Below are 18,975 nucleotides of genomic sequence, written 5' to 3'. Positions count from 1 at the left end.
ATAATAAGGCTTTTCCTAGTTTTAATCATTAGTAATATATATATTTATATGAATGTTAATATATATTTTATATTTTACTTTTTTAGTTTTTTTTGAGATAATATTAATAAATGATAAAAAAGATGTAGGAGGAAAATTATGGGAATCGCATCATTAGTTATAGGAATTATTTCATTAATCCTTTCTATTTTCGTAGGTGGAATAACTGGAATTATCCCAGCCATAGTTGGTATAATACTAGGTATTTTAGGTAGAAAAGATGAAACTCAAAAAAGTATGGCAACTGGAGGATTAGTTTGTTCGATAATAGCTCTTGTATTAGGACTTATTATTTGGATTGCCTGTGCTTTAGTATTAGGAGGATTGGCTGCCGCTGGTAGTGCAGTTCAATAATCATTTAAAAATGGAGGCTTTCTCCATTTTTTTATAGAAAATAAACTTTGAAAGGATAAAGATGATACACGAACATGTTAATTTAGGAATTTCCATTGGAAATTTTTTGATTCCATATTATGGACTTATGATAGTTTTGGGTTTATTTGCTGCCTTTTGGGTTGCTTATTTTCAAGTTAAAAAATATAATTTAAGTATGGATGACTTTACACTAATAGCAGCAACTAGCGGACTTTTTGCAATTATAGGTTCAAAATTGTTATTTTTTGTAGTTTCCTGGAAATATATCAATTTTAAAAGACTGACTGAGTTAAAATATTTAAATGAAATTATGGCAGGAGGATTTGTGTTTTATGGCGGCTTAATTGGAGCAATAATAGGTATTTTTATTTCAAAAAAAATGTTTAAAATAAATATAAAAACATATTTACGTTATTGTACTCCAGTAATTCCAACATTGCATTTTTTCGGACGAATAGGATGTTATCTAGTCGGCTGCTGCTATGGAGAACCTTTTAAAAGTCATTTTTCAGTAACATATACACATTCCTTATTTGCCCCAAATAATATCCAGTTATTCCCAACACAGCTTTCAGAAGCCGCAGCTCTTCTTCTAATAGCAGTATTTTTACTAATTTATATCAATAAATTTAAAGGAAAGCATGCTTTTGAACTGTATATTGTGCTTTATGGAATAATAAGATTTATTTTAGAATTTTTTAGATATGATAGTTATAGAGGGATTATTTCAGGTTTTTCAACATCACAATATATTAGCATTTTTTTAATCCTGTCAGTTTTGTTTTTTCTTCTTTACAAGAAAAAGCAGATTAAAAAAACTTTTTAAAAAAAATAAAAACAGTAAAAAGATTTAATTCCAAATCAGCTTACTGTTTTTTTTATTCCTCCAAATTTTGTTAAAACATCATCCTGTATTGTCCCCGCCCATCTTGCTACTTGCCTCAACGTTATTTTCTCAACAATTCCATTCTCAGCATTTTCTTGGCTTCCAATAATCACAACTTCATCATTCATTTTTACATTTTCTATATTAGTCAAGTCAACAAAAATCATATCCATGCAAATTTCCCCAATAATCTTGGCTTTTTGCCCATTTACTAAAACATATGCTTCCCCTGAATTTTCAATCTGCTTTTGAAGTCCGTGAGCATAGCCTATTGCGACAATTCCTATTTTAGAATCATGCTTCACAATTCCTTTACTTCCATAGGAAACCTTGTCATTTTTCTTGACATTTCTAATATTTATGATTTTTGACTTTACTGTTATTACATCCAAAAGGCTCATATCAGTTGACAAAGGCTCCATTCCATAAAGTGCCATTCCAATTCTTGCAAAGTCATAGTTGTATTTTTTGCCATATTTGAAAAGAAGCGGGCTTGCTTGAAGATGGCTGTATTTGTACCTTACATTATTTTGAGAAAATATTTTCAGGATTTTTTCATATTTTTCAACTTGCTTTTCTGTTTCAGACTGATTTTCTGCATCGGAAATATGCGAAAAAATCGAGATTATCTCTAATCTATTTTTTGATTTATTATTCAAATTGTATTTTTTTACTATTTTAACCAATTCCAAAATCTCATTTTCATCAAATCCAAGCCGATTCATTCCACTATTTACTTTTATATGGATTTTCAATGTCATATTTTCAAAAAATTCATCCAAGATTTTTAAATAATCAAGTAACTGCGAAAAGTTAAAAACCGTTAATTCAATGTTATTTCTTATTGCATATCCTACATTTTCAGGCTTTACATAATTAAGAGACATAACTTTTATTTTGCTATTCTGATTCTTTAATTTTAAGTTTTCGAGCAGTTTCTGGATTTTTACCGCCTCTTCAATATATGCCACTGCAAAATAATCACATTTATTCTCCAGAAGTATTGGCAGGATGTTCTCAATTCCTAGGCCGTAGGCATTATCTTTGATTACGCAAATAAGATTTTTATTAATGGAACGGACTATTTTCAGATTTTTTTCCAAATTTGATTTATTTATTTCCAGATTTACCAACATTATATTTCTATTCCCTTTAAACTGTAAAGATTACTGGAGCAACGATTCCTAAAACTATAACTAATCTTAAAAGCAAGATTTTACGATAAAGTTTTTGATATTTTATTTCAGGAATTCCTTTATCCTTTAGGAAAAATCCTATTGCTGTGATTTTATTAGATGTATCGCTTCTGCTATATCGGTTTACATAAGGTTCAAATAAAATTTCCTGTCCATCTACTGTAAAATGTATTCTTGGTGTTCCCACATATTTATCCATATACCCCGAAACATTTTTTTTATCTAAATTCTCCTTGTTTAGCGAAAGTTCTCCCTTTTCCAGTTTTAGCCTGTCGATTCGCAAAAAAATAAACAAAATCCAGACAACAATGGCAGCAACTGGCAAAAATGCCACAACAACCTGCATATGATAAGTCTTCTCTATAATCGAAAATACCGCTCCATACACAACTGACAATACCGCCATTAATATCAGAATTTTACCCACTCCCTTGTGAATCAGTCCATTCAGTTCAATTTTTTCATCAGTAAGTTCCATAACAAGCTCCTTTCCAGCTTTTTTCTAAATAATTTAAAAATTTGTAATACCTTGAAAATACTATTTTTCTTTAAGAAGTCCTGAATCAATCAGTTTTCTAAATGCCCTAGCCCTATGACTAACCTTTTTTCTTTCCTCATCATCAGCTTCTCCAAATGATTTTTTCAGCTCATACGAATAAAATAACGGATTATACCCAAATCCATTGCTTCCTCTCAGCTCAAACAAAATTTCTCCATTTACTTCGCCACGAAACGAATGAATTTCCCCATTTGGAAAAGCAATACTCACAACAGATACAAAATGTGCTTGCCTATCTTTTTTCTTTACATCCTTCATCACTTCAAGCAATTTTTCATTTCTCTCTCTATCGCTCGCATTTTCCCCAGCAAACCGTGCCGAATACACTCCAGGCCCTCCATCCAGACAATCCACACAAAGCCCCGAATCATCAGAAATTGTCACAATTCCAGTATAATCAGTTATTTCCTTAGCCTTTTTCCTAGAATTTTCCTCAAAAGTATCTCCATCTTCCACAACATCAGGAATATCCATCCCATCCAGAATAGTCACAACTTCCAAATCCATTTCCTCAGTCAATTTTTCAAAATCTTTTATTTTCCCTTTATTTTTAGTTGCCAAAAATACCTTCATAACTTCACCTTCCTTCCTTTAAACTTCAATTACACTTTTATTTTCTTAAAGATTTTTTTCTTTTGCATAATTATCCTTTATAATTTTATTTACAACATTATGCACATCTTTTTTTTCTTCCCTTGACATATTTTTCAAGTCAACTGGTTTATCTACAATAATTTTTATATTTTTATTTGGCGTTATTTTCAAACTTTTACGGCTTTGAACCTCATAAGTCCCCACTATTGCAATCGGCAAAATCCTAGCATTTGTATCAGTCGCAAGCTTAAAACTTCCCTTTTTAAATTCTCCAATTGTTCCATCCTTGCTTCTGCTTCCTTCAGGAAAAATCACATAGGAATGTCCTTTTTTTATTTTGCTTATCGCATCCTTCATATCCTTCATCCCTTGCCTAGCATTCTTCCTGTCCAGAAAAATACAGTCAAACGAACGCATCCATCGCCCAATAGCAGGCCATTTTTTCATTTCCTTCTTAGCAATAAACGAAAAGTCAAGCGGCAAATACCCAAGCAATGCCGGAATGTCAACATTACTCTGATGATTTGAAATTAATATGACAGCTTCATTATTTTCTCGTATTTTCCTTACTTCCTCTTCACTTCCATTTTTATAAATAACATTTACTTTACTTCCAGAACCCCATATTAAATTCTTCCCCCAATTTTTTGCTACCCTGCACACATATCTGTATCTTTTTTCACCCCTATTAAATATTAGATACCAAATATGAAAAATACTTCCATAAATAAAAGTACCCACAAGTACAAGATGATAAAATATGGTTCTCATATAATTTTCCTCCTTTACTATTATTTTTTTGTATAACTGCAATTCACTATTCATAATTTCCCTTATATTCCTTCAATTTCTTAAAAATCTTGTCAAGAGAAAATCCCTGTCTTGCTAAATACTGTATAAGTTTCTGCTCTTCCTTTATTTTTTTTTCATCCCGCTCATTATTTACATTAACTTTTTTACCTTTTTTTTCAATTAGTTTTTCTAATTTTACATCTTCAATATTTTCTTCCTTTTCCTCATCCAAAGTCAAATACGCCTTTTCAACTACATCTTTACTGATTCCCTTTTGAAAAAGATTATAGGAAATACGGTTTTTCCCATACGTTCTACTTTCAATATAAGACATTGCATAATCCAAGTCATTTAAATACCCAAATTCCTCCAGTTTTTCTATTGCCCGTAAAATAGCTGCCTTATTTCTATATTTTTCCTCTAATTTTAGCCGCACTTCCTTTTTTGTCCTGTCCTTTAATGAAATTAGAAAAATCCCCTTTTCAAGAGAGGCTTCATAAGAAACCTCATCATAAAACCTCTCAATATCATCATTTACCTTCAAATCATATCTTTGCCTTATAAGCGGACTTACATCCATAATTTCCCCAGTATCAAGATATATTTTATTCCGATAAATTCTATTAATTTTCATTGCCTTCCATTTCGCCATTTTCATCATTTTGAATTCGGTCATTTTCTATATTTTCAGGGTTTTCCTGTTCATTCTCTTTGTTTTTAGGACGAATGGCTTCCAGCACATCTCTTTCCAGTCTTTCGTAAAGCTCCTTATTTTCCTTTAGCATATTTTCCACATTTACACGACCTTGTCCTAATCTCTCTTCTCCATAACTGAACCAAGCACCAGCCTTTGAAGCGATTCCTAAATTTATCGCTGCATCCAGCACTTCTCCAATTCTAGAAATTCCCTGTCCATACATAACATTAAATCTAGCTTCTTTAAATGGCGGAGCAACTTTATTTTTAGTAACTTTTACCAGAACTTCATTTCCAATAACATCGTCCCCTTGCTTCACAGAACCTACTCTTTTCACTTCCATTCTAACTGTTGAGAAGAATTTTAATGCACGTCCTCCTGAAGTTGTTGTCTGTGGACCTGGAGTAAATGAAAATCCTCCAATTTTTTCTCTTATTTGGTTAATAAAAATCATAACCGTATCAGATTTTGCAATGCTTCCTGTCAATTTTCTAAGCGCTTTTGACATAAGTCTTGCCTGAAGTCCCATTTGCTGATCTCCCATTTCCCCTTCAATTTCAGCTTTCGGAACAAGCGCCGCAACTGAATCCACAACAATTACATCCATCGCCCCGCTTCTTACAAGCATGTCTGAAATTTCAAGTGCCTGCTCCCCAGTATCAGGCTGTGAAATTAAAAGTTCATCAATATTTACTCCAAGAGCCTTTGCATAAACTGGATCAAGAGCATGTTCCGCATCAATAAATGCCACAGTTCCTCCAGCCTTTTGTGCTTCTGCAATAATATGAAGCGCAAGAGTAGTTTTCCCCGAAGACTCTGCTCCATAAATCTCAATAATTCTCCCTCTTGGAACTCCACCAACCCCAAGTGCTATATCCAAATTCAAGCTTCCTGTAGAAATAGCCCTGATATTCATTTTTTGATTTTCACCAAGTTTCATTATAGCACCTTCACCATAATCTTTCTCGATTTGCTTCAGTGCCAAATTAAGCATCTTCTCTCTTTCACTTAATTTTTTATCATCTTTTTCTTCTGCTTTTTTTCTAGCCATCATACCCTCTCCTTATTTTAACATTTTTGCTTCGAGTATTATTATACCATAATTTAATTGCTTTTTATATGTTTTTGTTATTTAAAAAATATTTATTTTATTAAATTTCAATTTCTAATAAATTATATGCTCTTCAATATTATTTCCAGCATCTCATTATTTATATCCTCTATTCCCCTCAATTCATTCTCATTTACACAAGAAATTACATTCCATCCATATTTTACTGAAAGCCCCTTCGCCACTTCATAAGCATTTTTCAAATAATTTTTATCTCTCTCATGAATATCCTTTTCCTTCTTCCCAGTTATCTTATTTTCCCTGTCTTCCATAAGCTTCTGGCTAATTTCAAAAGGAATATCCAAAAAAAATACAACATCTGGCTTCGGTATCCCAATTTTCCCCCACTCTAAATCTGTAAGCCAATCTAAATATTTTTCTCTTTCTGCTTTATCCTGAATTTTCGGAACTTGATGAATCATATTTGAAATTGTATATCTGTCACTAATCACAATCCCTCCATCCTCATAAAACTTTTCCCATTCAGTCTTAAACGAAGCAAACCTGTCAACCGAATAAAGCACCGAAGCCGCATAGGCATTAACGCTTTCCACAGTTTCCCCAAATTCACCTGCAAGATACATTTTTACAGGCTCTGAAGCCTTGCTTTCATAATTTGGGAAAGATATTTTTTTTACTTTCCCTTCTCCTTTTATTTCCTTCAATTTTTTACACAGCAATTCTGTCTGCGTCTGCTTCCCGCTTCCATCTGTTCCCTCTACAATTATTAATTTTCCCATCTTATCAATTTCCTTTATCTTTTTCTAGTAAATATAAAAAATAAGAAAAAAGCTCTCATAAATTCAAGAGCCTTCAACTTCTCAAATTTTATTTATTTGAGCTCATTTTTAAAGTAATTTTGCTATATTTATCATATGTTTATTTTACCATAAATGACTTTAAAAGACAATGCAATTGAAAATTTTTATAACAAAAAATCACAGTTAATCTCTCAACCATGATTTTTTTATTATATTTTCTACTCCAGCAATCCTTCCATTATTTCATTATGAAATTGCTCTACTTTTTCTACTATTCTTAAAAATAATTCTTCATAATCTGATTTTAAATCACCTATTATAATGCTTGAATCTATTTGTTGTATCGGTATTGAAACCATTCTGTGAGTTCTAATATAAGATATTCTTGTCAGATTTATTTTAGAAAACTTTGCAGGATCTATTTCAATATCGTATGTTGGATTCACGTTTATTCTATTCGGAATTGTTGAAATAGGCAAAACTACATAATCATCATTTTCAGGACTTTTTAATACTAATGCTGGTCTTGATTTAATAGAAATTCTCTGTAATTTTGCATCGTAATACTGAGTCAAACATCTAACAATTTTGCCTACCATTAAACCACCGCTTCATAGTCTTCAAATTCATCATAGTACATATCCCATGCATAATCGTAAGGTCTTACTTTTTTTGCATCTTCTTGGATATCTTCATTTTTAATTTTTACTCTTCCATTCTCTTCTTTTTTCAATCCTTTACGTGAATTAAGCCAAGAAATTTCTCTATGTATCAATGCACTTAATTTCCACGAAGCCAAAGCTCCATACTCATGAATTATATTATTTATTATGTACTTACTTTCACTTTTTATTTCTTCTATATCTGCATTCATTCCATCTTCAGTAAAAACAGTTCTAACTTCCCTAGAAACAGGTCCATACTTCCATCCTTCAAATACTTCAGCAAAAAGAGGTTTATTCAAAATAGCAAATGTTTCTCTTTGAGAAAAATATAATAATTTCTGTAATTTCATTTCATCAATAATCTCTCCTGCTACTCTTTTATATTCACTAAAAATATATTGAGCAACATCTATTATTCTTTCCATATTTGCCATCTCCTTTTGTTACTCTCTGATAATAAAATTATACCTTTTTTATTTTAAAAATTCAATATTTTTCTTATTATTTAATTCTATTTTTATCAGTTTATTCAAAAAGAACTGCACTTCCCATCTTGTTTATTTTCAAGATTTTAGATACAGTTCAAAAAAGCTTTTTAATTTTTTTAAAAAATACTCACAGACTCACTAAATATCCAATTTAATTCTTTCGATTTGAGCCCCGACAGTATTTAATTTTAATTCCAATTTATCATATCCTCTGTCAATATGGTAAACTCTATTTACAACAGTCACGCCATCCGCTGCAAGTCCTGCAAGCACCAATGCCGCTCCAGCTCTTAAATCTGATGACATTACTTCTGCGCCTGTTAAAGGCAATCCTCCATTTATAAAGGCTACTCCATGTCTTATTGTAATATCTGCTCCCATTCTGTTAAATTCAGGCACGTGCATAAATCTGTTTTCAAATACAGTTTCCTCCATTGAGCTTCCGCCATTTACAAGCACTTGTAATAACATCATTTGAGGCTGCATATCTGTTGGAAAGCCTGGATGTGGTAATGTCTTTATTTTTGACGGTTTTAGATCTCTTGCTTTTCCTATTACGCTCAAAAGTTCTCCATCTTGCTTAAATTTTACTCCCATCGCTTCCAGTTCAGATTTAAATACTCCAAGATCTTCAAGTCTTGCATTTTGTATTTTCAAATCTCCTTCTGTAACTAATGAAGCAATTACATAAGTTCCAGCTTCAATTCTATCTGGCATAATCGAATACTCCACAGCATGAAGTTCTTCAACTCCTTCGATTTCAATATTTGGAGTTCCAAGTCCTGTAATTTTTGCTCCCATTTTATTCAAAAAGTTTCCTAAATCAACAATTTCAGGCTCTCTTGCCGCATTTGAAATAACAGTTTTTCCAGGTGTTTTTACTGCCGCCATCATTATATTTTGAGTAGCTCCTACGCTTGGAAATCCTAAAGGAATTTCAGCACCTCTCAATTTATCCGCTTTTGCATGTACATATCCATGAACTCTTGTAATATCCGCTCCTAACAGCTCAAATCCCTTTAAGTGCAAATCTACAGGTCTTGAACCAATCGCACACCCTCCAGGAAGCGACACAACCGCTTCATCTAAATTTGCAATCATAGGTCCCATTACAAGAAATGAAGCTCTCATTTGTTTTACAATTTCATAACTTGCTTCAGTTCTTTTAAATCCGTTATTTATTATTTTATAAGTATTCTCATCTAACTTTTCTGTTTCCATTCCCAAATCTTCAAGCAGTCTCATTGTTACTCTAATATCTCTCAAATTCGGCACATTTCTTAAAATATATTCTCCCTTTGCAACAAGCGTCGCTATAATTATTGGAAGTGCGGCATTTTTAGCGCCACTTACTTTAATTACCCCATTTAATGGAGTTTTTCCTTTTATTCTAAATCCATCAACCACGTTTTTTTCCTCCTAATTTTTGACATATCGGACATTTTGAACCAAATAATTTGTCCATAAAAGTCAATTCCTTATAATTTTTTGCATATTCAGGCATTTCTTCTTTTATTATATTTAAATGAAAATCACAAATTGGACTTTCCATAGCTTCATAATATATATCTGGCAAATGTTTCAAATGACACATTTCCAGTTTTGAAGTTACAACAATTTCATCTCCAGCTTCATGCTCAATAGCATCCTTTGCCACGACGACAAGTGCAATATCTCCAGAACAAACTAGACTATCTATCATTTTATATGGTATTTTTTTCTTTTTAGCTATTTCAATATATTTTTTTATATCTTCAAACTCAGCATGACGTGAAATAACCATTTTTGCCACATCTTTATTTTCCAAAGCCTCTTCTATTTCATAATAAATCCCCTTTTCCTTTATTTCCTCAAAAGTAAGAGCCTTTATAATTCTTTCCTTATATTCTCCAAGAAATAAACTTTTTTCAACTTGCGCATTAACTGCTCTATCTGTAACATCTTCTACACTTTTCATAACATCTGTTCCATTATTTCTATTAACACTATTAGTTTTCATTTTTTATTTCTCCAATTCATCTAAAACATTAATTTACAATATTTTTTCATTATACTACTTTTTTATACATTTCTCAACTGTTTTTTAAACTTTTATTTATTTTTAATAATCTTTATTTTAAGCATCCTTTCAGCAGTAACTTTTAAAAAAGCAGCATTGACAGCACAAAAACAACTTTAAATATTAAAAATATATTCACAAATCTTATTATTTTAGGAATCTCTTCCCTTCCTTCATCTTTTCTTATTGAAAAAATCAAAAGCGAAAATAATACAATATATGCAATCGCACCTAGCAACGAAATATTTCCTGTAAATAAATAGATAACTTCCAGAAAAAGAAAGGCATATACTTTAAAAGTTGTTCTCTTACTTGTAAAAAACATATTTATCAGATTGTAGTTAGCATACATATATAGCAGAATCAGCATAATGATTCCCAGATATTCTGTTATTATTCCTATTTCTGTCAATATGAAAAATACAAAATATGCTATAACCGTAGCCATAAGTATTTTCAATTTTTCATCCTTCTGCTTTCTTAATTCACTTTTTTCCTTCATTTCTCTAGTCATCTCCCAGTTTTATATTATTATATATCTTTTTTAATTTGGATTTTTCAACATGTGTACAAGTTTCCATTGTCGTAATGCTTGCATAGCCAAATATCTCCTGAACTATCTGTGTATCAGCATTATCTCCAAGCAAAATCTCAGCAAGCGAATATCTAAAAATATGCGGATAAACATTTTTTTCAATCCCAGCATTCTTTGCAATATTTTTTAAATCCTTCCAGAATTTTTCCCTTCGTGCATTTGGAAAAATCTTAAAACTGTCATTTGCATTTTTTAATTTTGGTCTATAAACATCCAAATAGTTTTTTATTTCATTTTCAAGGCTGTCATAAATCGGCACTATTCGGTATTTTGAATCTTTCCCAAGCACTTTAATAAATTCATACTTCTTATTTTCCAGATCTTTTATTTCCAAATTTAAAATTTCCGATATTCTAGCACCTGTAGCAATCAAAAATTTAATAATAAGCCTATTTTGCATTCCCTCAGGCATATTCGGACAACTATCAACAATTTTTTTTATCTCTTCCAATGTCAATATTTCAGGTGATCTATACTCCCGTTTTAAAGATCTAACCATCCCCGCCGGATCTTTTTCCACTGCCCTGTTCAAATAACAGAACTTATAAAAAGCCTTTATTGCTGAAACCTTGCTTAACACTGAATTTTTTTTCAGTTTTCCACTTATATATTCAATATAGCCAAAAACATCCTGCTCTTCAATTTCATTATAATTTTTCTCAGAAAACAGGAAAAACTGTACCAGATCACGATTATATCCATTAGCCGTGCTTCGAGAACTTCCCTTTTCATATTCTAAAAAATCAAGAAATTTTCTAATTTGCATTTTATTTTCAAGAGATATGTCTTCTTTTACTTTCTTTTTCCGCTTTTCCTTATTTTTTACTTTCAGATTATCTATACCAATACTTTCTTGTCCCATAGTCCCATTATCTCCTTGGCATGATTAATAGATGCCTCTGTAATATTGTCTCCTGAAATGATTCTTGCAATTTCCCTTATTCTTTCTTCAGTGTTCAATTCGTGAACTTTCGTTTCTGTAAAGTTATTTTCTATTTCCTTCTTAATGAAAAACTGCTGCTGTGCCTTTCCTGCAATTTGCGGAGAATGTGTTACACATATAATTTGAGTATTTTTTGAAAGTTCTCTTAATTTTTCTGCCACTCTTCTCACAGTTTCACCCGAAATTCCAGTATCAATTTCATCAAAAATAAGCACAGAAATATTATCAACTGCTGAAAATACAGTTTTTAAAGCCAGCATTATACGTGAAATTTCTCCTCCTGAAGCTATTTTAGCAAGTGGCTTAAATGTTTCCCCCACATTTGCTGCAATCATAAATTCTGCATTATCCATCCCGTATATTGTTATTTCCTGAGTTTTTGTAATTTCCACTTTAAATTTTGCATTTTCCATATTCAGGTCATCCAACTGAACATCAACTGTATTCTGTAAATTTTCTGCAATTTTTTCACGAATTTCACTAAGCCTTTCACTGTCTTGAAAATATTGACCTACAAGCTCACTTTTTTCTTTTTTCAAGTTTTCCAGCTCTTCACTTTCAAAATTAACCAATGACAGATCCTTTTCAATCTTGTCCCTATATTCAAGTATTTCAGTAATTGTTGAGCCATATTTTAATTTCAGCTTATTTATATTGTCAATTCTTTCAACAATTTTTTCCAACTTTTTATCATCAATTTCAACATCTCCAACAAAATTATCCACAGAATACGATATTTCCTCAACTTCATACAAAACAGACTCAATTTTATCATAAAGCTCGCTATACGATTCTGACAAATCTGAAAGCTGCTCCAAATTTCTCTTAGCCCTTCCAAGTGCCGTTAAGATTGAAAATTCCCCTTCCTTCAGAAATTGAGATGTTTCCTCCAGCTTTTCACTGATTTTTCCAGCATTAAATAATATCTTGTATTCCTCTTCCAACTCATTATCTTCATTTTCCTTCAATTCAAGGCTATTGATTTCATTAAGCTGAAATTCCAGAATATCCTTTTTTTCTGCAATTTTTGATTTTTCCTTTTCAATATTTCCTATTTGCAAATTTAATTTTTTTATTTTATTTACACTTTCACGTATCTTTTTAGAAAGCATTTTCCCTTCATCATCTAAGAATCTATCCAAAAGATGTAAATGATAATCACTGTTCAAAAGAAATTGATGCTCATGCTGCCCAACTAAATCAATAATATTCACCATAAGTTCCTTTAATCTCGATAAAGTCATCCGTGAGCCATTTACTGTAATCTTAGATTTCGCATTCCTGTCAAAATACCGTGTTATAATTAGCTCATCATCTTCGATTTCAAATCCAAGCTCATCCAGTCTTTTCTTCTGATTTTCATTCAGCTCAAAAACCCCTTCTGCAAAAAGGCCTTGTGCGCCGTTTCTAATCATATCAGTATGACTTCTTTCACCAATTAACAGCGATATTCCATTTAGGATAATTGACTTTCCAGCTCCAGTTTCTCCAGTCAATGCAATAAACTTGTCATTAAATTCCAAATCCAGATTTTTTATTATCGCTAAATTATTTAATCTTAATTCCCTTAGCATTTCTTCCCTTTCACCATTTTATTTTGACAATAGGTTAAGATCCCATTGTTTCATCAATATCTGTTTTTTTCATAATTTTAAAATATATGTAATTTACGAATCAGTCTAATAAAAAAACAAAATAATATATTTTTAATTATATACTCGAACTCACTCAAAATTAAACTAGTAAAAATCATATAAATTTAGAACTTAAGTAAAATAGTCATAATTTTTAAGTTCGATTTTAAATCATTTTTACTATAAAACAGAATCGCCCCATTTTAATTTTTGCCGTAAAATACTGTAATAATCGCTATTCATAGGTTTTATTATTTTAACTTTCTTGTCTGATATTCTCGCAGATACTAAATCACCTTTTTGAATTTGAAACCATTGATTCCCGTCAATATTCAAATGAACTGCATCATCTCTGGAAGTCGCTTTAAAACTAAGCACTTCACATCCGTTTACAATTATTGGCCGTGCTGTCAGACTTTGCGGAGCAAGTGGCGTGATTGTCAAAGCATTTAGTCCTGGATGGACGATTGAACCTCCAGCTGAAAGTGAATAGGCAGTAGAACCTGTAGGAGTCGCAACTATTATTCCATCAGCTCTATATTTATTTACAAAAATATCATTTGAATAAACTTCAACCTGTATCAGATGAGCCTCATGTCCGCCTTTTGTAATTACAAGTTCATTTAATCCATAAAAAATATTATCTTCATATCTGACTTCAAGAAATGATCTTTCTTCCAACTTGTAATTCCCATTTTCATAATCCTGCAGTATTTTCACAGCATCCTGTGGCTTAATCTCGGCAAGATACCCAAGAGATCCCATATTTATCGCAAGCACAGGAATATTCCCCCTGATGGCCTCCTTTGCCGAAATAAGCATCGTTCCATCTCCCCCAAGTGAAATTATAAGATCAGCCTGTTCCACTCCAAAAACTTCCTGAATATTTTTTTCCTTCAGATAATTATAAAAACTCTTCAGTAATTCTTCATTTCCATATCCACTTTTTATAATTCTTACTTTTTCTACTTTGTTTTTTTTATTTACATTACCGTTTTCCAATTTTTCCATAACAAATACCTCTTAAAAATAAAATTTCAAAATATTTTTTTCCTTTGTAAAGTATTGTATCATTTTTAAAAAGTTTTTTCCATAAATTTTACAAATATTTTTTGAAAATTCCTTTCTTAATATCGTTAAATCCATTTAAAAACGATACAGTTTTAGAATTTAATAAAATAAATATTCTGAAGCGATGCTCTTGACTTCTTGTGAAATAAAAAACTAAGTTGCCGAACACATCTAACGAAACAAAATATTTTAACAATTTTCTAATAAATTCAAGATTTGTATAAAAAAACTTCCTAATAACTTATATTTTCCAAATAATAAATAACAAGGGAATAAAATCCCTTGTTAAAAAACATTTGCCTTACCAATAATTTAATATTAAATCCCATTAAAAAAATCCACAATTTAAACTGGAAATAGCGAAAACTTTTAGGCAAATCTATCAGTCAAAATAATAATATTCGCCTTTTTTATAGTTTCTATCTGAAGATTTATAAAAATAAAGTTTCCCTATAAGAAAAGCATTTTTCCCATTTTTCATTTCATTCAGCATTCTTTGAGAAATATCTTTCCCCATAATATGGATAGTCTTTCTTTCAGTTCCTTTTGGAATTTTGGGATTATCCCATTCTATTTTTTTATTGGAATATGCATCAATGCAAGTTGCATAAATATTTACATGGTCAAGTCCAGAACTTTTGTAGAAAGCTCTATATGTCGACACAAAACATTGCTGATTTGAAAGATATTCCATTTTCCCGTTTCTCATATCGCTTTCCACAGTTTCAGGCAATTCTTCAAATGGCACTTTTTTTGCAAATACCATACTTTCAGAAAAGACATTAAATGAAATTAAAAAGACAAAACAAACAAATAAAAATTTAAAAATCTTTTTCATAACTACTCTCCTTTTTTAGCCTTCACCCTCATAACTAATTTTTTATACAATAAATTATTTCTTTCTTTTAAACCATTCAAACACTTTTTTCAGCGATAATACAGGTTTATTTCTCACAATTTTTTCATTTCCCAGAAAATCCCGCATAGTTTTCAGCGTTTTCCCAGCATTTTTCACAACAAAATTGTACGATCCTGCACTTTTAGTGTCAATAAAAAATCCACGAATATACTTATCTTTAAAGAACAACTGCGCCCTTACTCTCACAATTTCCTCCCACGGAATCTGAATATAATCCTCAGGATTTCTAGAATTGTAAAATTCAAAGGCTTTATCACCTACAAGCACATCGCCATTTTTATTTCCAATCATTCCAGACAGGGAATTTGCCTTTGTCCTGAACCTCCCACGACCAAAGTCACAGGGTTCTAAAATCCTTAAAAATATTTAAAAATTTTCTAAGAAGTTTGATAGCTTTACACTACCCTTATTCTTTTAGGTATGTTCAGTTCACCTCTATTGTATAGGATACTTAAATCCACAACTTTACTTTTTCTTAATATATTTAATGCTCCATTACAATCCGCATTTATGAGTTTACCTGTGCTTGTTTGATATAGTCCTCTTTTTATCCTTTTTCCACTGAATTTATATTCTTGCGGATTCTCTTTATCATATATTGGGATTTCATCTCCATCAAAGAAACTTGCTTTTGATGTATAACTCTCTTCTTGCAGCTTAAATTCTATTCCATATAGTTTACATAGATATATTAGTTTATCTCTTAATTTCCCATATGGTATATTTACAAAGTTTTGATTATTTATACTTCCTATATTTGAATTTCTTTGAAAATCTTCATTATATCCTAAAACTATTTTTCCTATATCATTATTAAGACAATAATTTATAATTATTCTTGCTGCTTTTGAAAGATAATCATTTATGCGATTATTTCTCTTTCTAACTATTCTTTTTTGTCTTAATGTTGTGCGGGAGGTCTTTTGCTTATCTTTTATACTTTGTAATTTTGCATTTGTCTTATTATAGTATTGATTAATTGATTTTAATTTTCTACCATCTATTATGAATGAAGCTCCAGTATTTGTAACACAAGTACAAAGATTATCTATACCTAAATCTATTCCTAGTGTATTTTCTCTATTTAATTCCCTTTGAACTTCTTTTACTTCATAAGTATATTGAATTTCAAAGTACCTAGAATGTTGTTTTGGTATTATTCTAATCTCTTTTATCTTCTTGTCTTTTAATACTGGTGGCAGCTTAATTTTAACTTCCTGATGAGTTTTCTTAAACGAATTTGAATAAGGAACTATCAGAATATCGTCTTTTAATCTAACAAAACCTATAACAAGAGTTGTAAATCCATCTTTAGCAAGATATTTAGGTAATTTTATTTTACCATTATATTGATCATTCTTAACAAGTTTTAAAAGTCCAAAAAATGATTTAAAACTTCCGTCTACTTCTTTTAGAATTTGCTGAGCCATATTAGAATTTAATTTCTTATAGTTCTCACTATTTTTAAGTATTTTATAGTTTTCGTTATAACTTAAATACTTTTTCTTATTAAAATAATACTGTCTAATATTATATATTGCTTCATTAGTTAAGTTCTTGGCTATATGAGATAAATATTTTAAATTCCTAAACTCATTTTTACTAAGATGTTTTACCTGTTGTCTTAATGTTAAATACATATATAATCACCTCCTTTTCATCAGAGATATTATACCATGTATTCTACATTTTATCTGTCAAAAAAGTAATATTTTTTATTTATTTTTAAATATTTTTAAAGTTTTTAAAACCCCACAACAGTGGGAAGTATTGTTCACATAAATACGCTACCATTTATGCAGTTCTCTTATGAACTTCTTGTTATCTCTAACAAGCACAGACTATATCTTATCCATATCCTATTTCAAGGACTTAGGCGAAACCACTTCCAATACCTATCGCTTGTATTGTACTCCCCTCACGAGGGATAGTCGTTGAACTTTCCTTTTCAGGCTTAGCTGCTGATTGTCTATTATCATAATGTTTAGGATTTAACCTTGCACCATCTAGTATATTTTTTCTGCTTTCGCCACCTTCACACTTATACCATGTTTTCACTTAGATATTATGTTGTGGTTATACTAGCTTTAAGAGTTCCCAGCAATTCAGTTTCTTTGTTGCACGGTTTTGCTCCATGTCTACATACAAGTTTCCCTATATGCTTACTAAAATTTTCGTGTAATTCATCTCACGACTAAAGTCGCGAGTATTCTTGCACTATTTAATAAATAATACTTTTGTATTTAATGAAATAGCCAATTTTATTCCTCATTTCTTTATAGTTTTTATTTTTATTCCAAATTATTAAAAAAGTTGGATTTTTAGTTCCAACTTTTTTCTTATACGTAAACTTTCAATGTGAACTACTCACGACTAAAAGTCGAGAACTTCATAAGATAACTGAAAAAGTAAGTTATCTTCTAAGAAGTTTGATTTTAAAATCCTTATTCTTTTTGGCTAGTCCACAATAGCCGCTACTAGATAAGACATTATGTCTACACCGCTACTTTTTATCTGTATATTTATATTTTAAACCCAAATATATTATACTCTAAAATTAGTAATATTGTAAATTTTAAAGCAACATTTTCAATGTTGGTGTTATTCATCTCATGGCTAAAGCAACGAGTGTTCTAACACACTTAATAAAATCAAATTTTTAATAATCTTTATTAGAATATTCCAACTACATGTCCTACAATTCCAACTAGGAATAATCCAAAGATAATTAAGATTGGACTGACTTTTTTCTTAAGTAGCCACATACATAGGAAAGTCAATAATAATGCTGCTAATCCTGGCACTAATTTATCTAGGTTATCCTGCAAAGTTGTTATTTGTGTATCTGAAAGCGATAATTTATTTCCAAAATCTGCAAGAATTTTTTGTAATTGAGGACCAGTTACTGAACCATTTGGAAATTTTATATAAGCTCCGTCAGCTAGTGGAACTCGTGATATAACTCTTGGGAATTTAATTGTAATCCAACGTTGAACTAAGATACCCATAATAAACATACCTAAGATAGACGCACCTTTAGTTATAGTTTGAAGCAATCCACCTGATAAATCCTTTGTAATTTCTGAACCTTTTTGGTAACCAAATTCTTGAGTATACCATAAGAAAGAAATACGAATTACATTCCATATAATGAAAAAGAATAATGGTGCGATAACTGAACCGCTTGTTGCAAGTGAAGCTGCAATTGCTCCTAAAATTGGACGTACTGTGAACCAGAATACTGGATCTCCTATTCCTGCAAGTGGTCCCATCATTCCAACTTTTACCCCTTGAATAGCTGCATCATCAATTGAAGCTCCATTAGCTCTTTCTTCTTCCAAGGCAAGAGTTACTCCTAAAATCGGTGCTGCAATATATGGGTGAGTATTAAAAAATTCCAAGTGTCTTTTTAAAGCTGCTGCTGCGTCATCTTTATTTGGATATAATTTTTTCAATGCTGGGATTAATGAATAAGCCCAACCACCATTCTGCATACGTTCATAATTCCAAGAACCTTGTAAAAATTGAGAACGAAGCATTACGCTACGACGGTCAGCTTTTGATAGTTTTATTTTATTTTCTGCCATTTCT

Annotated in this window: 22 protein-coding genes; 2 read left to right on the top strand and 20 right to left on the bottom strand. The window is 30.9% G+C overall.

Features of this window, described 5'->3' with window-relative positions:
* Positions 1-138 precede the first annotated feature (138 nt).
* Together HW276_RS03150 and HW276_RS03145 are read left to right on the top strand one after the other, a co-directional pair.
* A complete protein-coding gene (locus tag HW276_RS03150) occupies positions 139-393 on the top strand; it encodes a hypothetical protein (RefSeq protein WP_178937381.1) in 255 nt (84 codons plus the stop codon).
* 61 nt (positions 394-454) lie between these two features.
* Positions 455-1,240 carry a prolipoprotein diacylglyceryl transferase gene (locus HW276_RS03145; RefSeq protein WP_178937380.1) on the top strand — a complete coding sequence of 262 codons (786 nt, stop codon included), beginning with the start codon at positions 455-457 and terminating at the stop codon, positions 1,238-1,240.
* A gap of 35 nt (positions 1,241-1,275) precedes the next feature.
* On the opposite strand, the gene alr is transcribed toward HW276_RS03145, so the two are convergent.
* From alr to HW276_RS03045, 20 genes are all read right to left on the bottom strand, one after another.
* A complete protein-coding gene (gene alr / locus HW276_RS03140; RefSeq protein WP_178937379.1) occupies positions 1,276-2,436 on the bottom strand; it encodes an alanine racemase in 1,161 nt (386 codons plus the stop codon).
* A gap of 16 nt (positions 2,437-2,452) precedes the next feature.
* A complete protein-coding gene (locus HW276_RS03135) occupies positions 2,453-2,974 on the bottom strand; it encodes a hypothetical protein (protein WP_178937378.1) in 522 nt (173 codons plus the stop codon).
* Between the two features lie 60 nt (positions 2,975-3,034).
* On the bottom strand, positions 3,035-3,628 hold the full coding sequence (locus HW276_RS03130) for an XTP/dITP diphosphatase (RefSeq protein ID WP_178937377.1): 594 nt from the start codon (positions 3,626-3,628) through the stop codon (positions 3,035-3,037).
* Positions 3,629-3,673: 45 nt separating this feature from the next.
* Positions 3,674-4,420: a 1-acyl-sn-glycerol-3-phosphate acyltransferase gene (locus tag HW276_RS03125; RefSeq protein ID WP_147003140.1), complete on the bottom strand. Its 747-nt coding sequence runs from the start codon at positions 4,418-4,420 to the stop codon at positions 3,674-3,676.
* A 46-nt stretch (positions 4,421-4,466) separates the two neighbouring features.
* Entirely contained in the window at positions 4,467-5,093 is a 627-nt protein-coding gene (locus HW276_RS03120; RefSeq protein ID WP_255460301.1) for a regulatory protein RecX, read from the bottom strand.
* Positions 5,065-6,189: a recombinase RecA gene (gene recA / locus HW276_RS03115; protein WP_178937376.1), complete on the bottom strand. Its 1,125-nt coding sequence runs from the start codon at positions 6,187-6,189 to the stop codon at positions 5,065-5,067. The genes HW276_RS03120 and recA overlap by 29 nt, the downstream gene beginning before the upstream one ends.
* Positions 6,190-6,311: 122 nt before the next feature.
* Positions 6,312-6,989: a thymidylate kinase gene (locus tag HW276_RS03110; RefSeq protein WP_178937375.1), complete on the bottom strand. Its 678-nt coding sequence runs from the start codon at positions 6,987-6,989 to the stop codon at positions 6,312-6,314.
* Between the two features lie 239 nt (positions 6,990-7,228).
* The gene (locus tag HW276_RS03105) at positions 7,229-7,609 is read right to left on the bottom strand and encodes a type II toxin-antitoxin system PemK/MazF family toxin (RefSeq protein WP_178937374.1); all 381 of its coding nucleotides are present in this window, start codon (positions 7,607-7,609) and stop codon (positions 7,229-7,231) included.
* Positions 7,609-8,100 (bottom strand): Panacea domain-containing protein, encoded by a 492-nt coding sequence (locus HW276_RS03100; RefSeq protein ID WP_178937373.1) that lies wholly within the window; start codon positions 8,098-8,100, stop codon positions 7,609-7,611. Before HW276_RS03100 ends, HW276_RS03105 begins: the two co-directional genes overlap by 1 nt.
* 201 nt (positions 8,101-8,301) lie before the next feature.
* Positions 8,302-9,570, bottom strand: a complete 1,269-nt coding sequence (gene murA / locus HW276_RS03095; protein WP_147003132.1) for a UDP-N-acetylglucosamine 1-carboxyvinyltransferase — start codon at positions 9,568-9,570, stop codon at positions 8,302-8,304.
* Positions 9,563-10,162, bottom strand: coding sequence for a DUF1694 domain-containing protein (locus tag HW276_RS03090; protein WP_147003131.1), 600 nt, complete (start codon positions 10,160-10,162; stop codon positions 9,563-9,565). The genes murA and HW276_RS03090 overlap by 8 nt, the downstream gene beginning before the upstream one ends.
* A gap of 142 nt (positions 10,163-10,304) precedes the next feature.
* Positions 10,305-10,724 carry a phospholipid phosphatase gene (locus HW276_RS03085; protein ID WP_178937372.1) on the bottom strand — a complete coding sequence of 140 codons (420 nt, stop codon included), beginning with the start codon at positions 10,722-10,724 and terminating at the stop codon, positions 10,305-10,307.
* Between the two features lie 4 nt (positions 10,725-10,728).
* Positions 10,729-11,679: a tyrosine-type recombinase/integrase gene (locus HW276_RS03080; RefSeq protein ID WP_178937371.1), complete on the bottom strand. Its 951-nt coding sequence runs from the start codon at positions 11,677-11,679 to the stop codon at positions 10,729-10,731.
* Entirely contained in the window at positions 11,655-13,334 is a 1,680-nt protein-coding gene (recN, locus tag HW276_RS03075) for a DNA repair protein RecN (protein ID WP_178937370.1), read from the bottom strand. Before recN ends, HW276_RS03080 begins: the two co-directional genes overlap by 25 nt.
* 240 nt (positions 13,335-13,574) lie before the next feature.
* Positions 13,575-14,405, bottom strand: coding sequence for an NAD(+)/NADH kinase (locus HW276_RS03070; RefSeq protein WP_147003127.1), 831 nt, complete (start codon positions 14,403-14,405; stop codon positions 13,575-13,577).
* 442 nt (positions 14,406-14,847) lie between these two features.
* Positions 14,848-15,303 (bottom strand): hypothetical protein, encoded by a 456-nt coding sequence (locus HW276_RS03065; protein WP_178937369.1) that lies wholly within the window; start codon positions 15,301-15,303, stop codon positions 14,848-14,850.
* Between the two features lie 54 nt (positions 15,304-15,357).
* Positions 15,358-15,738 carry a DUF956 family protein gene (locus HW276_RS03060; RefSeq protein ID WP_315345327.1) on the bottom strand — a complete coding sequence of 127 codons (381 nt, stop codon included), beginning with the start codon at positions 15,736-15,738 and terminating at the stop codon, positions 15,358-15,360.
* A gap of 41 nt (positions 15,739-15,779) precedes the next feature.
* Complete coding sequence (locus tag HW276_RS03055) at positions 15,780-17,024, bottom strand: RNA-guided endonuclease TnpB family protein (protein WP_178937367.1); 1,245 nt, start codon at positions 17,022-17,024, stop codon at positions 15,780-15,782.
* 232 nt (positions 17,025-17,256) lie between these two features.
* Positions 17,257-17,442, bottom strand: a complete 186-nt coding sequence (locus tag HW276_RS03050; RefSeq protein ID WP_178937366.1) for a hypothetical protein — start codon at positions 17,440-17,442, stop codon at positions 17,257-17,259.
* A gap of 614 nt (positions 17,443-18,056) precedes the next feature.
* Entirely contained in the window at positions 18,057-18,971 is a 915-nt protein-coding gene (locus HW276_RS03045) for a PTS system mannose/fructose/sorbose family transporter subunit IID (RefSeq protein WP_147003124.1), read from the bottom strand.
* Positions 18,972-18,975: the final 4 nt, after the last annotated feature.

The sequence above is a fragment of the Leptotrichia sp. oral taxon 417 genome (assembly GCF_013394865.1).
GTDB classification, from domain to species: Bacteria; Fusobacteriota; Fusobacteriia; order Fusobacteriales; family Leptotrichiaceae; genus Leptotrichia; species Leptotrichia wadei_A.
The sequence above is the reverse complement of the archived record's forward strand: the minus strand, read 5'-3'. Positions and strand labels throughout refer to the sequence as shown.

Bases quoted from the DNA above. Each gene is read 5' to 3' on its own strand.
- HW276_RS03130 (WP_178937377.1), bottom strand. From the start codon at position 3,628: ATGAAGGTATTTTTGGCAACTAAAAATAAAGGGAAAATAAAAGATTTT.
- recA (WP_178937376.1), bottom strand. From the start codon at position 6,189: ATGGCTAGAAAAAAAGCAGAAGAAAAAGATGATAAAAAATTAAGTGAA.
- recN (WP_178937370.1), bottom strand. From the start codon at position 13,334: ATGCTAAGGGAATTAAGATTAAATAATTTAGCGATAATAAAAAATCTG.
- HW276_RS03105 (WP_178937374.1), bottom strand. From the start codon at position 7,609: ATGGTAGGCAAAATTGTTAGATGTTTGACTCAGTATTACGATGCAAAA.
- HW276_RS03045 (WP_147003124.1), bottom strand. From the start codon at position 18,971: ATGGCAGAAAATAAAATAAAACTATCAAAAGCTGACCGTCGTAGCGTA.
- HW276_RS03090 (WP_147003131.1), bottom strand. From the start codon at position 10,162: ATGAAAACTAATAGTGTTAATAGAAATAATGGAACAGATGTTATGAAA.
- HW276_RS03110 (WP_178937375.1), bottom strand. From the start codon at position 6,989: ATGGGAAAATTAATAATTGTAGAGGGAACAGATGGAAGCGGGAAGCAG.
- HW276_RS03120 (WP_255460301.1), bottom strand. From the start codon at position 5,093: ATGGCGAAATGGAAGGCAATGAAAATTAATAGAATTTATCGGAATAAA.
- alr (WP_178937379.1), bottom strand. From the start codon at position 2,436: ATGTTGGTAAATCTGGAAATAAATAAATCAAATTTGGAAAAAAATCTG.
- HW276_RS03145 (WP_178937380.1), top strand. From the start codon at position 455: ATGATACACGAACATGTTAATTTAGGAATTTCCATTGGAAATTTTTTG.
- HW276_RS03065 (WP_178937369.1), bottom strand. From the start codon at position 15,303: ATGAAAAAGATTTTTAAATTTTTATTTGTTTGTTTTGTCTTTTTAATT.
- HW276_RS03150 (WP_178937381.1), top strand. From the start codon at position 139: ATGGGAATCGCATCATTAGTTATAGGAATTATTTCATTAATCCTTTCT.
- HW276_RS03125 (WP_147003140.1), bottom strand. From the start codon at position 4,420: ATGAGAACCATATTTTATCATCTTGTACTTGTGGGTACTTTTATTTAT.
- HW276_RS03100 (WP_178937373.1), bottom strand. From the start codon at position 8,100: ATGGAAAGAATAATAGATGTTGCTCAATATATTTTTAGTGAATATAAA.
- HW276_RS03055 (WP_178937367.1), bottom strand. From the start codon at position 17,024: ATGTATTTAACATTAAGACAACAGGTAAAACATCTTAGTAAAAATGAG.
- HW276_RS03070 (WP_147003127.1), bottom strand. From the start codon at position 14,405: ATGGAAAAATTGGAAAACGGTAATGTAAATAAAAAAAACAAAGTAGAA.
- HW276_RS03085 (WP_178937372.1), bottom strand. From the start codon at position 10,724: ATGAAGGAAAAAAGTGAATTAAGAAAGCAGAAGGATGAAAAATTGAAA.
- HW276_RS03080 (WP_178937371.1), bottom strand. From the start codon at position 11,679: ATGGGACAAGAAAGTATTGGTATAGATAATCTGAAAGTAAAAAATAAG.
- HW276_RS03135 (WP_178937378.1), bottom strand. From the start codon at position 2,974: ATGGAACTTACTGATGAAAAAATTGAACTGAATGGACTGATTCACAAG.